Below are 19,369 nucleotides of genomic sequence, written 5' to 3'. Positions count from 1 at the left end.
ATATATCTTCACTATAGAATAAAATAATAGAGGGACGTTAATTAACGTTGCCCTGTCTGTCTGTTTTGATAAGTATCAAAGTATTGATACCGCCAAATTCTGTATCTCCTAAAATAAGATAGCCACCATCGGGGGCCTGACCAATTTCACTGGCTTGCTCATCGTTTTGATCTCCGTAAAACCTTGACCAAAGTTCATTCCCCCTAAAATCTGTCTTTATTAAAATAATGTCACTTCCTCCTTCCGTATTGGATTCTGATGAACCTGTGATTAAAAAACCTCCGTCAGCGGTTTGATAGATACCAAAGCCTTCTTCGTCCCCGTCTAGGTCAGCACCTCCAAATACAATAGGTATAGAGTCTTGTAAAACACCAAATTCATCAACCCTGGCCAAGAAAATATCATTATCCCCATTTACATCGGTGGTTCCAACCATGGCATAGCCATTCAGTGAGGTTGAGAGCTGATTGATGTCATAAGAAGCAGTATTTGCCTCTGTTGAAATCAGAGGGCCTGTAATTTGAGTTGGCTGACAAGATGGAACCCTAACTAACCTGCTGTTGCCCTTATTTACAAAGGTGCTGATAGAATATACAATGTCATTATTTTCTTCCACAAAAGCACCTTGAATAAGGCTTGTGCCACTGCCAGCTGAAGAAAAACTAAAGGAGCATTCAGGGATATTGTTCAGGTTGTCATCAAAAGTGCCTACCCATAAGTTTTGGGTATCTGAGTTGAGAAGGGCAGTAACCTTTAATTCTCCAACACTATTAACTACTGCATCAACTCCATTTAGCTCAGTTGACCCGTCATCCAGTGAAAACTCACTGGTGGCAATCATGCTTCCTGACTGGTCGATTTTCAATAGCAACATGTTGGTTTCTGATTCGCTGGTTTCTGAGTCAGTGTTTATACTTGACCCAATTATTAAGTAACCGTCTAAATGCTTTATGATAGAGCTTCCTGTATAGTTGGGTAGGGTGTTTTCAATTTCGGAAGAAGGGAAGGTTGATTCCCATAATAAATTACCCAATGCGTCAATTTGTCTAACAATGACCTTGTAATACGTATCGTCATCAATTTCTATTTCAGTAGATGAAAGAACAAGCATTCTGCCATCACTTTCAACAAGTAAATCTTGGGCATCTTCACCGTATCTGCTGCCATATAGTTTAACAAAAGTATCCGACTCTCCAGGTCCAGCACCTTCTTCATCATTGCAACCAAATGCTAGTGTTAAAAGGAAAAAAATAACAATGTAGTATTGCTTCATTATTTAATAAGCTTTTTAGGACTGTATTTAGGAATTAGAATTCCGGCAGAAATGGTTACAAAATGAGTGCTAATGTCATTGGCAGCCCATCCATAAAAAGTTGATAGTCTACCGTTATCATAGTGTTTGTCAGTGAGGTTTAGTAACCCATAGCTATAACGAACACTGAGATTGATAAAACTGAGTTTGGATTTAAGTTTATAACCAGCTTCAATGTCGATAGTGGGGTTTAATTGTTTTCTAAACCCTTCTCCAATTAGATCTTCCGCTGCTCCATCTGCTCCGCCTCCATTATCACGATCAGTCTCCGCGGCTAAGTCACTTGAAGTGATATATTTTAGCGTAGCTCCAATACCCACATAGGGGAGTCTAATTTTTTGTTGCCCTTTTTTCTTCAATTGAGACTCGGTTTTGATAAGATATTGCCCCATGAGTGAGAAACCTAACGAGGTTTGGGTCTCAGTTGATAGATGTTCAATTAGCGCATTGCCATCAGGTTCATTAAGATAATTATTTTCATAAGTAAACGAATTGTTGTTGTAAGAGAGGTCTGCATGTGCGGCAATTCTATTGAAAAATATTTTTTCAAACATTAAACCACCTTCGATACCTACGGTGTTACTATACTCCCCAAAAGTTGAATTGGCATCGTTTAATCCATAATTCTTGATAACATTAACAAAAGTAGTAGCTGCTCCCAATTTAAATCCCCAAAAGAATATGGGTTTGGTTCTGAATGTTCTGTAGAGGTTAATTAACTCTGTAGGGTCGGCTGTTTCATTGATTTCATAGGCATGATTGTCTCTAAGTAAGCCAAGCATTGCTTCATCTGCCTTCTCAGTTTCATCCAAATAAATGTATGAGAGAATTAAAAGTCTATAGGCTTCAGTAAGCTCTTCGTTATTAAAACTCTTTTTCTCAATACATTCTTTTATTAAACCTGCAACATCATGAATTTTACCTTCATCAAACCTTACTCTTGCCTCTCTTAAGTTGGGTGTGCATGACTGAGAGAATGATTTTGTTGAAATTAATGTGATAAAGAATACTAAAGTTAAGAACTTCAATATTTTAGTTTCCCTTTTCATACTGATCACATGTTTTGTCATATTCAATTCCAGTTTTTGCCACATAGGTTTCCCACTCATCCTGGCTAAGGTTCCTGTCAATTTTACCACAAATTTTATCCGCCATCACTTCTATATTCGTAGGCCAGGCTCTTACCACCTTCTCTTTAGTTCCGGCCAGAATCTGACTGTTGTCAGGACTGAAAGCAACTGTAAATACCCAATCCGGATGATCTTGCAATTTTATTGGCTGGGCCGTTAGGTTTTCCCTATTCCATAATCTGACTGTTCTATCTCTGGAAGCAGAGGCCAAAAAGCGACTGTCTGTACTGAAAATCAGATCCTCTATTGGTGAACTATGGCCAACCAGTCTGGTAGCCCCTTGGTTTCCAAAAAGTTTGAATAATTTAATCAAACCACTTTCATCACCAATGGCAACCATGTTGTCTGCACTGATGGCAATATTCAAGAGCTTAGAATTATTGTCATAAATTTTGGTCTCTTTAAAACCAGCTTTTACATCATACAAATAAACCCCTTTATCATTTCCTGCGCCTATTATATAATTTCCATCATCTGATAAGGCAATATCATTAAGTCTTGCAGAAGGGGAGGCCACTACAGTTGTAGTATTAAAATCTGATTTCTGAATTGACATACCACCATTGTCTAAAGCGTAGAAATTTTTATCATCGGGGGTAATAATTAAATTCCAAATTTCCCCTTTAAAACCATTCACTTGAGAGCGGGCGTGCGATTGTGTGTCAAATATTTCAACAAACGTTACTCCTGCCGTTCTGGGATACTCACCACCAGCAATTAGTCTCTTATTATCTGAGGTTACATCTATAGAACGGATTAAGTGGTTTGCTCTTTGGTTTACAATTGTATCTGCGACTCTGTGCACACCTTTCAATGTCCAACCCAGTATTTTACCCTGTGTATCGGCAGTAAAAATCTCGTCACCGGTTGTAGAAGAGGCTACTGCTCTAATACCTTTGTCATGGCCTCCAAGACTTTCAACAAGCGGGTCTTTTAAATCCCTAATAGCGTAATAAAGTCCATCATAAATGTCATTGTCATATTTGTCACCACCATTTTCAGTGTTGAAAATATAGGCTTGTTGTGCCAAGAGACCCTTAAGCTCTTTCTGTTCTTCTCTTAATTGAGTTGACTTTATGGCCATGGATTTACCTATGGCAAGAAGCCGAAGCCTGTCAGCAGCAGCCTTCTGCTCTTTGGCAAGTTGTTCATTCTTAATTGCCTCATTCTTTGCAATATCAGCTTCATTCTTAGCCTCTAATGCAGCATCTGCATTTTGCTGAGCTATTACAGCGTTTGTTTCAGCACGCTGACGCTGAACTTCAGCATCAGCCAAAGCTTTTGTTGCAATGTCTCTTTGTTCCAAGGCATCTTGTTCCGCAATTCGAGCCTCTTGCTCTCTCTTGGTGGCTAATTCAGCATTTTCAGTGGCTTCTTTTTCATTTTTTGCAGCGAGTTCTGCATTTTCAGTCGCTAATTTCTCATTTCTTTCAGCCTCTACTCTTGCATTTTCAGCTAGTGTTCTTTGGTAAAAAGCAAATATCAAGAATCCTAAAGATATCACAGTTGCTGTGGCCAAAACAAGTGCAACAATCCTAGCGTTTCGAAGCCTTCTTTTGGCCTGTAGTTCTTTAATCCTTTGCTCGGTTTCAAATTCTTTTTTGGAGTACTCCAAAAAGATCATTGTCCGTTCAAAAGCAGGGTGATATCGCTGTCCCCAAACTAGGGTAGGGCGGTGTTTGGCTTGCCAGTTGAGTGCCAGCTGCAAATCCGGTGGCCTCCAAAGTCCAGCTTTTCCAACCTGATACATGGCCGCAGCTTCAGACAAACGCAAATACATTTGAACAGCTTCAGCTTCATCATCCACCCAGTTTTTAAGCCTTACCCAGATACGCATCAAACTTTCATGCGAAATGTCAATCATTGATTTCGCATTAAGGGGCACCGTGTAAGCAGGGGTGAGGAGTGACCTTGTCGGATCCCTGAATTTATCAATTACAGCTATTACTTCTTCTTCACTTACGTCAGCTATGGCTGCTATTTCACCCAGTCTGGTCGGTCGCCTGATTCCGAAGTTCTCACCTCGTTTTTCAGTAATGGCTTTAAATAAAGACTCGCATATTAGCTTCTGATCATCAGTTAGTTCATCATAGGCTTCATTGGCATGCATCGATAAGGCCTCTGCCATTGTACCAATGGCCTCATAATGCTTAATATCCAGAGGCTCTTCATCATAGTCACGATACCTTGACCAATAAGACCAGGTACGCATCAGTGCGTGCTGAAGAATAGGCAATTGGTCTGTACTATCACCTAAATCGTTAAGCAATTGCTGTGTGAGTCTTTGTGCAATTTGCGCCTGTCCAACAGCCACCGGCCCTTCAATGGCCCTTCGTTTCTGATCCCGGGTCATTTGAGGAATCAGATAGTGACTATCGTTAATTTTCTTTGTTAAGTCAGGGAATTGGGCACAGTCTCCAATAAAGTCGGAACGCATGGTGATGGCCACATATATGGGAACATCAGAATAGTTCATGGCTTCTATCAGGAGGTTAACAAAAGCCAATGTTTCGTTAACCGTGCCGGTATCTTCACTATCCTTAAATCTGAATAACTCTTCAAACTGGTCGACAAGAATCAAGTAATTTTTGTCCTGTGCCCTTCTTGATTGTAAAACCGCCTCAACCAATCCTAAGGAACTGCTTTTTAGAAGTGTGGTAATGATGGTTTTCTTTATTTTTTTATCTTCATCATCAGAATCCAGATAGGAAGTGTCCTTTGCTATTAATGATTCTGCAAGATTGTCAATAGGCCCTGCACCAGGTCTTGTTACTATTACCTCCCAGTTAGGGCTTGTGTCAGTTAAAAAACCGCCATATAGAATTGGGAGTACCCCACAATAGATGAATGATGATTTACCACTTCCTGAAGGGCCTATTACACCAACAAATCTATGCTTAGATAATTTGAGCAGTACTTCATCACTTTGACCTTCACGACCAAAGAACAAATGACTTTCTTCAATTTTGAAAGGTCTAAGTCCCGGAAACGGATTGTCTACAGTGACTTTATCACTAGGCAAAGCACCACCAACATCTTCTAAGACTTCACTCATGATATTATTCTTTAATTTCTTCTAAAAAAACCTTTAGTGAATCCAGTGCCTCTTTATTGTCACCATCTATTACCGTAACATTATAATTTTTATAAGCACTAATATCTAACTTATCTTCCCTATTACTAATGATTGCTTTTCCTGTAATTGGTTTTCTTCTACCAAATCCGGGAGCTTTTAGTAAATCGAGCAGTTTCATTCTAACCCATTGGTTATTAACATTTTCCTGAAATATAATTGCAGCATCAAACGTGCGAAGATTGTTGATGTGTTGCTGTCTTAGTTCAAGCAAGTCCCCTTCAAAAGCGGGCAGAAGCACTTTATAACCTGCCTTCTCAATATGTGATTTAAATGGGGCTACTGCTTTTGCATCAACTTTATCATGTAACAAGTAAATAGATGGGTTGCCATTGTCTGCAATATCTCTTGATTTCCCAAGTTTTTTGTCAATTCCAACTTCTATGAGCTCTTCACGAATTATGTTTTTGAAGTCTTCTAATGCGGTCTGCAAGATCTCCGTGCCTTCAGAAGAAGCAAGGTCTCGTTTTATATTTTCTATAAAAGCAATTTGCTTTTCACTGGCTTGGTTGAGCTGATTGGAAATCCAAATTAACCTTGAAAATTTTGTCTTGTCTTTTAAGCTAGCACTGCGCTGTGCTGCTATCTGATTCTGAAGGTCTACAACCGACTTATCACTACCTTCAGGAATATCTCCATAAGAACTTCCTATTAGGTGAATGGAAAGGCTACACTCTTCAAGTTCTTTATCTATTTCCTTTTTAAGGCTGTCTACATCTTGTGGTAAGGTTTTGTCTGGCAGCACTTTATAACCATGACGCTGTAGTTCTCTTTTAATGATATTCCTTTGAATTGAAAGGTCATGACCCGTTTCAGCAAGGTAAATACACCTCCGCTCGTAAATATGTTTTACTTCCCCTTTTTTCTCCAGCTCATTAAGAGTGATTAAAGACTCATGGATATCATATGCAAGGTCAACCATTTTCATCCAGAAACTACGCTCTGCTTCGGGACTAAAGAAATCGGTATAGTCTTCTATATCTCCGGTATCAATATCAAAATCATAGAGATCATAGCCTATGAGCTCTTTGAGTTTAGCTGGTTGCTCTTCAATGCTGACCGGTCGTTTCAAAATCTTAAATACCCTTGCCGTGTCTGTTTTTTTGAATGTTCCGTAAAATGACTCTATAGTGTCTAAGGACTCTCCGGAGGCTACAAAAGCGGGGGATAGTATGGGCACTAAAATGGCCACTTTTTTCAGGTTACCGCCTGTTATTGAGTCATGCTCTGATTTCAACATGATATTGGGTTTGGTTCCCAATACCTGAACTAACATAAGTTCAAGAAAGTGTTTGAATTCCTGAACCCAGCCACGCTCATTTCCTGACTGGTTATCTTCGTTAGCAAAAGTGATCAAAACATCTATTTCAAAAGCCATATACTATAAGTTATTGCGTTGGTTTATTTTTTAAGAGGTTTCTTTAATTAAGCTACTTTCAATGTTTTTGATAAAACCTTGTGCTAATTCATGATGGTTGGCCATAACATTATAAAAGTCATAAACAGAGATATGGAAAACTACAGAATCTCCAAATGATTCTATTGTGTCGGCCTCAATCTTATTTTCAAGGTGGAAAAGAGTACCAAATACATCACCTTTTTTCAATCTCCTAATTTCAGTACTTCCTTTCTTTAGAAAAACTTCACCATCCGCGATAACAAAAATTCTCTCTTCATCCTCGGTCTGGGGTATTTTAATCAATTCATTACCCTTGAGATTTACATTTGTCATCTTGTCCACAAGGTCACAAAGCAATAGCCCTTTTATGTTTTTGAAAAATGGAACGGTTTTTAAAAACATAACCATTTCTATACCCATATAATATCCATCAGCCAGGCCTTCTTGTAATCTGTTTTTCTCAACAGTGTCATTCAACAGCTTTTTAACTTCAGGCTTAAGCCTGTTACTAATATCGTCAAATATATGCTGGTCTTTATAGTACATTACCCATGCGGCAACTTCTTGTAAGAAGGCATCATTATTAAATAACTGTGCAATTAGTCCTCGGCTAATCCTAAATTCTTTAACAAAAGCTAAACAGTGAATAGTACACGCTTTGGTCCACCTGTTAACCTGATTGTAGTTTTTATTGAGTAAGTAATTTAGTACCTGCACGATGTTATAATTTTCCCGGGGGAAATAGCCTTGCAGTTGTATTATTTTTTCATTTATTGAAATATCATCCATAAGAGGAAACAACTTGGGCTTCAATTCCTGATCTACAAATAAATCGCATAGTTCAATAGCAAAAGCAATACCCTCTGATGTTCCTGATTCAATATTTTCTCTCACCAACTGCACAGACTGTGGATCGTACAAGATAGACATATACATGTAGATGGTATCATAGTTCTCATCAATCTCCTCTTTTATAGCACCTCTAAGGTACTTGAAATGCTCTTGTTTTGGGATTTCAGTTAGTGCCGCTAGATTCCAAAGTACTTTACCCATTTCATTCTCGAGCAAATTAGTCAAGCTGGATACTTGTCTTTCTGTAGCTTGATAGTTGAAGTACCTGAATGAAAGCAGTATTTGCCTGACAATTCGTCTATCAGGGTGCTCAATTTTGTTCCAGAGCAGATCAACAGCTTTCTGTCCACCAATGCGACCAATGATCTGAACTATCTTAAGCCTGGCATGGTCTGTTTGACCAGATTTATGAAATGATGTTTCAAGAGTAAAAAGAGCCGCTTCCCCGGCCTCGACCAATGCTGATGCTGCAGCATTACTGTAGGTGGGAGAGTTGAGCATTTCTACGAGCACGCCCCAGGTTTCAGGACGTTTAACCTTTCTGGCAGTTATTACGGCTTCCATTCTCACCTTAGGGTCAATGTCACGTAGCAGCTCCAAAAGGATGAAAATGTTTTTAGCCGTTACCAGCTTTCTGAGCAGTTTTGCAGCCAATATCCTATCCTGGCTTTTTATGGATTTACTCAACTTGCCTAATTTATCAGCAGGAATGGATATGATTTCATTATCTTCAGCATCTTGCACAGCTTGTTTTGCCAGTTGGCCAAAATCTGAAGACTTATCAAAGTCTAATTCCAGATTCTTGATTTTATCCTTTGCATATGATTTAATTTTTTGTGAATCGCTATCAAGAAGTTTAACAATTGAGGATTCGAAGAGCGCAGGCTCAATTTTTTCCATGAGCTTCAAGCCATAGATAACTTTTTCTTCTGTCTGGCTATAGATTTCATTTTCTAAAACCTTAGATACGGAGTATTGCTTAACAACAGTATTGGATGACTGCTCCTTATTTTTTATCAAAGTGGATTGAAGTGTGCTCTTATAATTGTTATGCATTTTACGAGTGATGTAGAACCACAAGACCACAACGGGAAGCGTAAATATTGAAATGTGTATTAATGTAAAGACATCTACATTATTAATTAAGATAATGAGACCCCCTGCTATTAGCCCAGCAAAAGCAGTAACAACACCTTCAATTTTGGTTTGAACATCAAACCTTACTGTAGAATCAATTGGCAGAAAGTACAACTTAAAAGCGGGTCCATCCAATGCATCTTTCAATGATGAAATGAACAGCTTGCTCATTGCTATTATAATAAAGAAGAATATAATGGCTTCACCACTAGCACTATTGTAACCAAAAGAATAACCTATAGGAATAGCAATGGCAGTAAAAATTATGATTAGCAGTGGGTTTACAAGAAGTGCTACTTTTAAACCATAAAGTTGAATAACCTTGTCAGTTACGAATGTTTGAAAAAGAAAACTAAAGATTACAACAGTTGCTTCAAACAAGCTTAAGAAAGTAGGAAGCTCATTCTCATCAAAACGCGCGGTTGTAACCGTTAAAAACGAGTAGTCAACAAAGTTGATGCCTACCATTGAAATGATAACAAAAAGTGCCATTAGGGCTATATATGGGTTTCGGATGAGCCCACCATAAGAAATACTGTAGGTATCTTTGTGATCTTTCTTTTGCAATAAGTTACTTCTTATGATATAAAAGAAAACAAACATATTACCAACAATGGCAATCAGACTTATAAATAATAGGTCATCAGTTTCTAATAAAGCAGGTACAATAAGAGGGATTGAGAATAAAGCGATAATCGAGGCAATCAATTGCCCTGTATCAATACCACCAATAATTCTCTTAGCTTGTCTGAGGCTAAACATCCTGCCAAATGCTCCCCAGAAGACAAGCATTACCATAAAATTGGCAGGCACTATAAATGTAAAGGCGAAGAAATAAATTGGAATAGGATCCGACAAATTCCTAAAAGCTACTTCAACTCCTAACAGTGTTAAGGTAACTATAAATAAGGCTCCAAACCCAAGGGCCTTAAAGGAGATGCGGTTTTGGAAGAAGTTATATAATGCAGTAAAAACTATACCCAATATACCTGAAACCAATATAGCCAGGGGTAATTGCTCCTCTACCTGCTGCTCATCTAAATTATTAAGGAATAATGCTGCTGCACCAACATCTAATGTGGCAAGGAAAATACCCATGAAAAAGCCCATGGCTAGAAGAGCAAATACCTGGGTAGATTCGTCTTCATTAACATTGAGAGCGTTTAAAAGAGTTTGTTTTACCTTCATATTACAACTTCCTAAATCAAGCCAAGTTATGTAATATCTACACAACTTCTTAATAAAAAGGAATAAAAGTGAAAGGTAAAAATAGCCTTAATTAGGAGAATCTAAACTTTTTTACGACTTGTTTGTTAACGTAAATCCAGATTTTAGATGTAAGTCTTGTTGTGGGAAAGGAATTTCGATATTGTTAGTTTTAAATTTTTCAAAGATAGAATAATACAACTGACTTTTTAATATGTTAGGCCGGCTGGTAAAGTCACTGGTCCAGACCCTCAGGAAGAAGTTGAGCGAGCTGTCTCCAAATTCATCAAATAAAACATCAGGAGCAGGGCTGTCAAGAACTCCAGGGTTTTCAGCAGCTACTTCAAGCAATAAGGCTTTTATCCTTTTAGGATCTTCCTTATAGGCCACGCCAACAGGAAATCTAAAACTAACATTTCTATCATTGTGGCTCCAGTTAATCACCGTTGAACTTATAAATTCTGAATTAGGCACAATAACAGATATATTATCATTGGTTACTACAGTTGTAGCTCTGGCTGATATTTTAAGGACATCACCTTTAATATCTCCTACTTCAATTCGGTCGCCAAGCTTAATGGGTTGCTCGAACAAAATGATGATTCCCGAAATAAAGTTGTTCGTAATGTTTTGCAATCCAAAACCAATACCAACTCCTAAAGCACCGGCCAATATACTCAGCGCACTTAGATCAATTCCCGCAGTCTGCACAATTACCATCATGCCCACTATAAGAAAGACATATCTTATAATAGTAGATACAGATTGAGCAGTTGATGGAATAGTGGTATATTTTTTTAATACCGTATTACCTATGAACTTACTAAGCCTGTTTGAAAAAAAGTTTAATAAAATAACTGAAATAAGCAGGTATACAATGGTAATCAGAGTGATTTCAGAATTGCCAATGCTGAAGAGTTTAACAGAAAAAAAGTAAGCGATATCCTTCAATACCTCCCATAGGTCATTAAGTAAAATTTTTAGTTCATCCATGCAGAAGTAATGTCTAAGCGCTTAAGATATCAAAAAATAAACGATTGATATGGCATAAATCCTTAAATTTGAAGTCGAATTAATATAAATCCAAGTAGTAAATATCAATTTGATATACTATTTTGGTTAAAATAGATATTGTCTATAAACAAAACATAATGAAAAAGTCAGTCTACTCCGGAGTATTCATTTTAGTACTCGGTATTTTTTTGGTAGGGACGGTTCAGGCACAGGGTGTCAGCAAAACCGTTTTCAATGCAGATAAGTATTTTAAAATCAGAAACTATAATGAGGCATTAAAGCTTTACCTGGAAGCTATTGAAGCTGGTGAAGGTGATGCACTGGTTTACTACAACACAGGTGTCTGCTATGAGCAATCTTTCGAGATAAATGAGCAGGTAAAAGCCATTCCTTATTTTGAGCAGGCCGTTAAGTTAGGCAAGGATCGGTTGCCGCCAAAGTTACTGTTTGATATGGCAGCAGTGTACCATCTTGATGGACAGGTTGAGAAGGCTATTGACTTTTATCAGCAATATAAAGCTGTATTGAAGGATGAGCGGGCCGAAATTCAAAAAGTTGATAGAGCTCTTGAAATAGCTAATAATGCTTTAATAATGATGAGCAGTCCAAAGGATATTTCAATCCATAACTTTGGTCAGGTAATCAATTCATCTTACACAGAATACAATCCTGTTGTCTCAGCAGATGAGAGTGTAATGGCTTATACTGCCCTGAGACCAAATACAGGAAAAACCAGATCTAACGAGGAGTTTATTGAGGAAGTATATATTTCTTACAACCAATCGGGTACTTGGTCGCAACCCGAAAAAATAGAAATTACTTCTAATTATAATGTGGGTACTGCAGGGCTGTCTGCAGATGGTCAAAGAATGCTGATTTTTATTGGCGCAGCGGAAGGAGCTGGTAACTTATATTCCATAGATAAATCTGGAAAGGAATGGTCAATACCTACCACTTTAGGTCCAAAGATAAATACCATTAGGCATTTGGAAAGTACAGCTAGTATAACCCCTGATGGTAAAACAATGTATTTCGCCAGTAACAGACCTGGTGGGTACGGAGGTTTAGATATTTATCAAATCAAGAAATTGGAATCTGGAGAATGGGGTGAGGCTGTGAATCTGGGTCCGAAGATTAATTCAAAATACAACGAAGATGCACCTTTTATTCACCCTGATCAATGGACACTGTTTTTTACTTCTGATGGTCATAATACGATGGGAGGCAGGGATATTTTCGTAACCCGGCTGTTTAATGATGAATGGACAAAGCCTGAAAATATGGGCTATCCAATTAATACCACGGCTGATGATAATTACTTCACCTTAACAGCTGATGGTAGAAAAGGCTACTTCTCCTCTAATAGAAAAGGAGGAAATGGTGGCCAGGATATCTACACCATAGACATGCCAGAAGAGGAAGCAAATGTGCCTCTTACCATGATCAAAGGTAGAATTTTAGATGGCGAAACAGGTCAACCACTGCCAACCCAGATTTATATGATTGATAATGAATCTGGAAAGAAACTGGATTTTGTTTATCAGCCAGATCCTAAAACCGGCAACTATCTTATCATTCTTCCGCCTGCTAAGAATTATGATATGATCATAGAGTCGGAGGGTTTTTTACCTTATACTCTGAATATTAATATTCCTGGACAAACCTATTTCTATGAGCTATTTCAGATGATTTATTTAAAAACCATTAAGCAATTTGATGTTGTTGTTGGGCAGTCTGTAGAAGTTAAAAACGCCTTTTATGATACCCATGAAGATGCGGTAACAGATTTTAGAAAAACACATGAATCAGCATTGATTAAAAGTGATAGCATTGATGTTTATGATCTCATGAACGACCTAATTGCTGCAAGTGATGAAAAAGGCATAGAGTATTTAACAAGCCTTATATACATGACCAACTCAATTGATGATGTTAGTTTTGACTCAAGTCAGGAATTGGAACAGGCCACCAGGGTTTACTATTATGATGAAAGTGATGAAAGTAAATTTGAGAAGAAAGAGGTTGATGGCAAAACTATATTCTCACTGCCTACAATGTATGTAACTGAGGAAGCGGAAAAACAAAAGGCAGAAAAAGCTAATCAGCCGGTAACCTATGATAAGTCCCTGCTTAATAAAGTCTCAAAATTATACTTTGATGTATCCAAAAGTGAATTAAAGAATTCATACCATGAAGAACTGGATAAAGTTATAGATGCCTTAAAGAAATACCCTGAACTAGGTGTGCAGATATCAGGATATGCCTCAGCAGAAGGTAATGAAGAGTTTAATAAAAAACTGTCAAATGAAAGGGCAATTGCAGTATTGGACTATATTAACCAAAAAGGAGAGATAGTAAGAAGAAGGATTATTGCAAAAGCTTTTGGTGCCACTAAAAATGCAGGTGGTAATGCGGAAGAAAGTAGAAGAGTTGAGGTTGAACTAGTGGCGCTGGATCAGGCAAGCAGGTAATTACCCTGGCAGTAATAAAGAAGAATCCCCATAACTTAAAAAGCGGTAGTCATTGGCTATCGCTTTTTTATATACTTCCCGCCAATCTTCACCAATAAAGGCAGCCACCAATAATATTAGCGTAGAACCTGGCAGGTGGAAATTGGTAATTAGTCCATTACAGATTCTAAATTCATAACCTGGAAATATGAAGATCTCAGTTTGCCCTGTAATTTGGGTTAACCCATTTTCTGTTAAGTGACTTTTAACAGCTATCAATGCTTCATTTTTTGAAGGCAGATTTTCTGCATCATGCTGATATGGATAAAGTTTGTGGATGAAGAATTCACTCTCTGAGTTTAGCAACTTCACACCATACCAATAGAGGCTTTCTAAAGTTCTCATAGATGTAGTTCCTACAGAAACTATGAAATCATTATTGAGTAAGTTTTCAATGTTTTCGAAGGTAACCACTACCTGTTCTGAATGCATAGCATGTTCCAAAACATTATCCACCTTTATAGGCTGGAATGTGCCTGCACTAACGTGCAATGTGAGATAATCAAAACCAACTCCTTTGATGGCTAATGAATCGAGCGTTTTGTCATCAAAATGCAGGCCTGCTGTTGGAGCAGCAACAGCACCCTCAAATTTTGAATACACGGTCTGATATCTTTCCTGATCTTCAAAAGTTACTTCTCTATTAATATAGGGAGGAAGAGGTATTTTTCCAGCGGCCTCTAATACATGCACAAATTCCTCATCGGTATCCCATGAGAACTCAATTAATTGCTGTTCACGATCGGTTATTTTAGCTTTTAAGCTCTGACCATTTGGTAACGCCAAATTCAGCGCTTGACCTTCCTTCCATTTTTTAAGGTTGCCTATCATACACTTCCATATGCAGGTGTTTTTCACAAGCATGGCACTAGCCACTTCATTAGTAGGAGCTATAGGCTCCAAAAGGAATATCTCTATTAATGCACCTGTGTCTTTTACAAAAAATAACCTTGCTGGAATAACCCTTGTATTATTGAAAATCAGACATGTACCCGAAGAAATGTGCTCAGCAATGTTGTTAAAAACATCGTGAGATATTTCACCATTTTTATAAGTAAGAAGCTTTGAGTCACTACGTTCTTTTAGAGGCTCCTTGGCTATTTTTTCTTCGGGTAAATTATATGTGTAGTCGTTTAGACTTATTTCAGTAGGCGTATTCTTCATTTTGCGCAAATATAGGCTGAAGAATATTGATTAAGTGGTTTAAAACGCTCAAATTAAGGGTTAACTTTCGAAAATGGCCCTTCAGTATTCCATCCATCCCTATACATTGGATTTCCGATTTCCTGCCGGCACTTCCCGAGGGGTTTTAAAAGTAAAAGAGACATTTATTATCAAGGTTTGGTCTAAAGATGTCACCACAGTCTTTGGGCTGGGTGAGTGCGGTCCTTTAAAGAAGTTAAGCATTGATGATAAAGAAGAGTTAATGCCTGAAATTGACAGAAAGTTGAAAGCCATTCAGAAATTTGATGCTCCTAAGTCGGAACAGGAAATCTTTGATATGGCTTTGCAAGTAGCTGGGTATGATTATCCAGCCTTGAGATTTGCTATTGAAACCGCTCTTTTAGATTTATTCAATGGCGGTAAAAGACTCATTTACAAAACTAATTTCTTCACATCAGGTGAAAAGATACCAATCAATGGGCTGATATGGATGGGCCATATGGAAGCTATGTTGTTGCAAATTTCTGATAAGGTAACAGAAGGTTTTGACTGCATCAAAATGAAAGTAGGCTCCCTGGATTTTGAAAAGGAGATAGATATTTTACAATACATAAGACGAAAATATTATACTCAGGACATATTAGTAAGAGTAGATGCCAATGGAGCATTTAAACCAGAAGAAGCCTTATATAAAATGGAGGCAATGGCGCGTCATGGTATTCATTCTATCGAACAACCTATTGCCGCAGGACAACATGACTTGATGGCTAAGCTTTGTGCGCAATCACCTATCGATATTGCACTTGATGAAGAGCTAATTGGGGTTAACACAAAGTCAGATAAAGTCAAACTACTGGATAAAATTAAGCCTCAATTTATTATTATTAAACCTACCCTGATAGGCGGAATACATTCATCCTTAGAGTGGATTGAATTAGCCAACAGCATGAATATTGGCTGGTGGATTACTTCTGCACTTGAGTCTAATATTGGATTAAATGCCATTAGTCAACTGGCTAGTAAAACAGTGGCCATAAGTTATCAAGGACTTGGAACTGGCAAACTCTATCATAATAATATTGAATCTCCATTGACTGTGTCAGCTGGGTATATACATTATGATCAAAATAAATCTTGGAACTTATCTTTCTTAGACAATGGCCAGACTGACTGAAAACAAACTTCATTCTGAAGGTAACATCTGGATTTTTAATAAAGATTACATTTCAGAGTTTGTATATGGAGGAATAGATGGTGTAATTACCACTTTTGCAGTGGTTGCAGGTGCGGCCGGGGCTAATGCAGAACTCTATTGGGTTTTAATTTTCGGCTTTGCCAATTTAATTGCTGATGGTTTTTCCATGTCGGTTGGCAATTACTTTTCAGTTAAAGCCGATCGGGATAATTATGATAAGCACCGAAAAATTGAATACTGGGAAATTGAGAATTTAAGGGAAAGAGAAGTTCAGGAGATTAGGGAAATTTATGAAGCTAAAGGGTTTAAAGGTGAGTTATTGGAGCAAGTAGTAGAAGTCATTACGTCAGATAAAGAGGTTTGGGTGGACACCATGATGAAAGAGGAACTTGAAATGACAAAAGATGAAAAGACTCCATCCAAAACTGCTTTTGCCACTTTTTTATCATTTAATCTGGTCGGAATCATTCCATTGTTGGCCTACATATTTGCCCAGTTTATGGACTTAAACAGAGATAACCTTTTTCTTATTTCCTGTCTTTCAACGGCAGCCGCACTTATGTTTGTTGGTTTCTTAAAAAGCAAGGTAACCGAAAAGCCTTTTTTGAAAGGAATAATGGAAACCCTTACATTGGGTGGTATGGCAGCTTTTTTGGCTTATTATGTGGGGGAAGTGCTAGCCAGTTATTTTGGTTGAGTTTATAACTGCTCTGATAACTTGGAGTTTTCATCTGTCTGGAATAGACATGGATTATTTTGACAGAGTGATCAAATAACACCTTTAATATAGTTTGACTGAATTTTTTTTGGTAAATTCAATCGGTCAATTAACTCAAAACAACACGTATTATGGTCAAAAACTATCTTAAGGTAGCTCTACGGAGTATACTCAAAAAACGGATATTCTCGTTTATCAATATCCTAGGTCTTGCAATCGGATCTGCTTCATTTCTCCTTATTGTTAAGTATGTCAGCTTTGAAAATAGTTATGATGAATTTCATAATAATCCTGAAACGATATACAGAGTAGGGTTGGAGCAGTATATTAACAACGAACTTCTTATTAATAGTGCAGAAAATTATCCAGGTGTGGGGCCAGCAATGCTTGCGGATATTCCAGGGGTGGAAAGCTACGCTCGCCTTTACAACATGGGCTACAAGAATAACATTGTTATTACTTATGAAGATGCCCCCGGTCAGCCTGTTAAATTTAGGCATAAGCGCTTTCTCTATGCAGACTCGGCATTCCTGCCAATGTTTGGTTACGAAATGCTTAAAGGTGATATTAAGACAGCCTTATCCAAACCAAATACAGCTGTAATTACGGAACAGTATGCTCAAATGTATTTTGGTGATGAAGAGCCGCTCGGTAAAATGATCAGGTTGAATGATGATGATTTCAACAATGAACTATGTGAAGTGACAGGCGTTATAGCAAATCTTCCTGAGAACACACATTTAAAGTTTGATATCTTATTTTCTTATAAAACCCTTTATAATCGTGGCGATTGGGCACCAGGCAGGTATCATGAGTCTTGGAGTAGAAAAGACATGTACACCTATGTTCGCTTGTCAAGTAATACTAACTGGGCAGATGTGGAAGGTCAATTGCCGGAATTGGTGAATAAATACTCTCCTAATCTGGCTGAAAGAAATCGAGAAGATATATTGTTTCTACAACCTGTCACAGATATTCATCTAACTTCAAACTTGGCAGAAGAACCGGAGGCAAACGGTGACGCAGACAATGTTTTTGCTATGATGATCATCGCGATTTTTATCATAGTAATTGCCTGGGTAAACTACATCAATCTTTCTACTGCCAAAGCTATGGAAAGAGCCAATGAAGTGGGTGTGCGCAAGGCTATGGGGGCGTTCAGACAGCAGTTGATGCGACAATTTTTAATGGAGTCAGCCATTATCAATTTCGCAGCTTTGATACTGGCCATATTTCTGGTGTTTTTAGCATTACCTGTGTTTAATGACATTTCTAGCTTAAGCATTTCTTTGATTACTTTTTTTACACCACTGATAGGAATATTTATTGTTGGCCTTTGGCTAATAGGTACGTTGCTTTCTGGTTTGTATCCAGCATTTATATTATCTGGCTTTCAACCTATTGCAGTGCTGAAAGGAAAACTTCAAACCAACTCTAAAGGGATTTTACTCAGAAAGGGACTGGTCATTTTTCAGTTTATAACATCGGTGGGTCTTATTGCGGGAACCTTGATTATCTATAATCAACTCAACTTTATGATGGATAAGGATATCGGGATGAACGTAGATCAGGTTTTGGTTATCGAGAGACCAGGAGTGGCTCCACGAGATAGAAATGCTTTTAACTCCAGTATTGATGTCTTCAGAAATGAACTTGATAAAAACAAGAATATATCTGCGGTAACCACATCGGTAACTATTCCTGGTAAGAAAAGGGAGTATAAGGTGGGTGCTAAACCTTATGGTGCAGGAGAAGATGCTGAAGTTGTGCTGAGGTTTAATAGTATGGACTACAATTTCATTGATGTATTTGAGATGAAGCTTTTGGCGGGTAGAAAGTTTTCGGAAGACTTTACAAATGATCCAGATACATCTGTAATTCTCACTCGATACGCTTCCGAATTGCTAGGCTATACTACTCCAGAAGATGCTATTGGTTCAACAATTGAAATTCCAGGCTTTCAGTGGAACCCTATTGTTGTAGGTGTGGTAAATGATTACAATCAGGTTTCATTGCAACAGGCTCAAGACCCAATTATCTTTTACTGTACAATTTATGGGGGTGAGTACTATTCCATCAAGCTAAAAACAGACAATTTGACCAACACAATTGAACATGTAGAAAACTCATGGAACGCAGCATTTCCGGGTAATCCATTTACCTACTTTTTTCTGGATGACTATTTCAACAGACAGTATGAAAATGAACAGCAATTTGGAGACCTGTTTGGCTCTTTTGCCATACTGGCTATTATGGTTGGCTGTCTAGGTCTGTTTGGACTTTCTGCCTTTACTGCCCAACAGAGAACTAAGGAAATAGGAATCAGGAAAACGCTTGGCTCTAGCGAGTCTCAGATCTTTGTATTACTGTCTAAAGGGTTTGTAATGCTGGTCACCATTGCCGTTGTTATTGCAATACCCATTACTTATTATTTAATGGAGCAATGGCTGAATACTTTCGCTTATAAACAGCCGATTTCACCTATGGTATTTGTTATTGCAGGTATAGCTGTTTTGTTAGTCTCATTGATAACGGTTAGCTACCAAACTATTAAAGCCACCAGAGTTAACCCTGTTGAATCATTAAGGTACGAATAATA

Annotated in this window: 11 protein-coding genes; 4 read left to right on the top strand and 7 right to left on the bottom strand. The window is 37.9% G+C overall.

Annotated elements, in window-relative coordinates:
- Positions 1-37 precede the first annotated feature (37 nt).
- The 6 genes from RIB54_RS06795 to RIB54_RS06770 all read right to left on the bottom strand — a co-directional run bounded on the left by RIB54_RS06795 (position 38) and on the right by RIB54_RS06770 (position 11,162).
- Positions 38-1,273, bottom strand: coding sequence for a hypothetical protein (locus RIB54_RS06795; RefSeq protein WP_350099969.1), 1,236 nt, complete (start codon positions 1,271-1,273; stop codon positions 38-40).
- Positions 1,273-2,361, bottom strand: coding sequence for a porin family protein (locus RIB54_RS06790; protein WP_350099966.1), 1,089 nt, complete (start codon positions 2,359-2,361; stop codon positions 1,273-1,275). The genes RIB54_RS06795 and RIB54_RS06790 overlap by 1 nt, the downstream gene beginning before the upstream one ends.
- Complete coding sequence (locus RIB54_RS06785; RefSeq protein WP_350068579.1) at positions 2,345-5,497, bottom strand: nSTAND1 domain-containing NTPase; 3,153 nt, start codon at positions 5,495-5,497, stop codon at positions 2,345-2,347. The genes RIB54_RS06790 and RIB54_RS06785 overlap by 17 nt, the downstream gene beginning before the upstream one ends.
- Before the next feature lie 4 nt (positions 5,498-5,501).
- Complete coding sequence (locus tag RIB54_RS06780) at positions 5,502-6,953, bottom strand: DUF4062 domain-containing protein (RefSeq protein ID WP_350068577.1); 1,452 nt, start codon at positions 6,951-6,953, stop codon at positions 5,502-5,504.
- Positions 6,954-6,983: 30 nt separating this feature from the next.
- Positions 6,984-10,151 carry a hypothetical protein gene (locus RIB54_RS06775; protein WP_350099964.1) on the bottom strand — a complete coding sequence of 1,056 codons (3,168 nt, stop codon included), beginning with the start codon at positions 10,149-10,151 and terminating at the stop codon, positions 6,984-6,986.
- Between the two features lie 111 nt (positions 10,152-10,262).
- Positions 10,263-11,162: a mechanosensitive ion channel family protein gene (locus tag RIB54_RS06770; protein ID WP_350099962.1), complete on the bottom strand. Its 900-nt coding sequence runs from the start codon at positions 11,160-11,162 to the stop codon at positions 10,263-10,265.
- 158 nt (positions 11,163-11,320) lie between these two features.
- On the opposite strand from RIB54_RS06770, the gene RIB54_RS06765 reads away from it, so the two are divergent.
- A complete protein-coding gene (locus tag RIB54_RS06765; RefSeq protein WP_350099960.1) occupies positions 11,321-13,654 on the top strand; it encodes an OmpA family protein in 2,334 nt (777 codons plus the stop codon).
- Here the strand turns inward: RIB54_RS06765 and RIB54_RS06760 are convergent, their stop codons facing one another.
- Entirely contained in the window at positions 13,655-14,857 is a 1,203-nt protein-coding gene (locus RIB54_RS06760) for an S-adenosylmethionine:tRNA ribosyltransferase-isomerase (RefSeq protein WP_350099958.1), read from the bottom strand.
- Between the two features lie 73 nt (positions 14,858-14,930).
- Between RIB54_RS06760 and RIB54_RS06755 the strand changes: the two genes are divergently transcribed.
- From RIB54_RS06755 to RIB54_RS06745, 3 genes are all read left to right on the top strand, one after another.
- On the top strand, positions 14,931-16,031 hold the full coding sequence (locus tag RIB54_RS06755; protein WP_350099956.1) for an o-succinylbenzoate synthase: 1,101 nt from the start codon (positions 14,931-14,933) through the stop codon (positions 16,029-16,031).
- Entirely contained in the window at positions 16,015-16,749 is a 735-nt protein-coding gene (locus RIB54_RS06750; protein WP_350099954.1) for a VIT1/CCC1 transporter family protein, read from the top strand. Before RIB54_RS06755 ends, RIB54_RS06750 begins: the two co-directional genes overlap by 17 nt.
- 152 nt (positions 16,750-16,901) lie before the next feature.
- A complete protein-coding gene (locus RIB54_RS06745; protein WP_350099951.1) occupies positions 16,902-19,367 on the top strand; it encodes an ABC transporter permease in 2,466 nt (821 codons plus the stop codon).
- Positions 19,368-19,369 lie beyond the last annotated feature (2 nt).

The organism is Fulvivirga sp. (assembly GCF_040218215.1).
Classification (GTDB): domain Bacteria; phylum Bacteroidota; class Bacteroidia; order Cytophagales; family Cyclobacteriaceae; genus Fulvivirga.
Note: the sequence above shows the minus strand (reverse complement) of the source record. Positions and strands in the feature narration are given on the sequence as shown.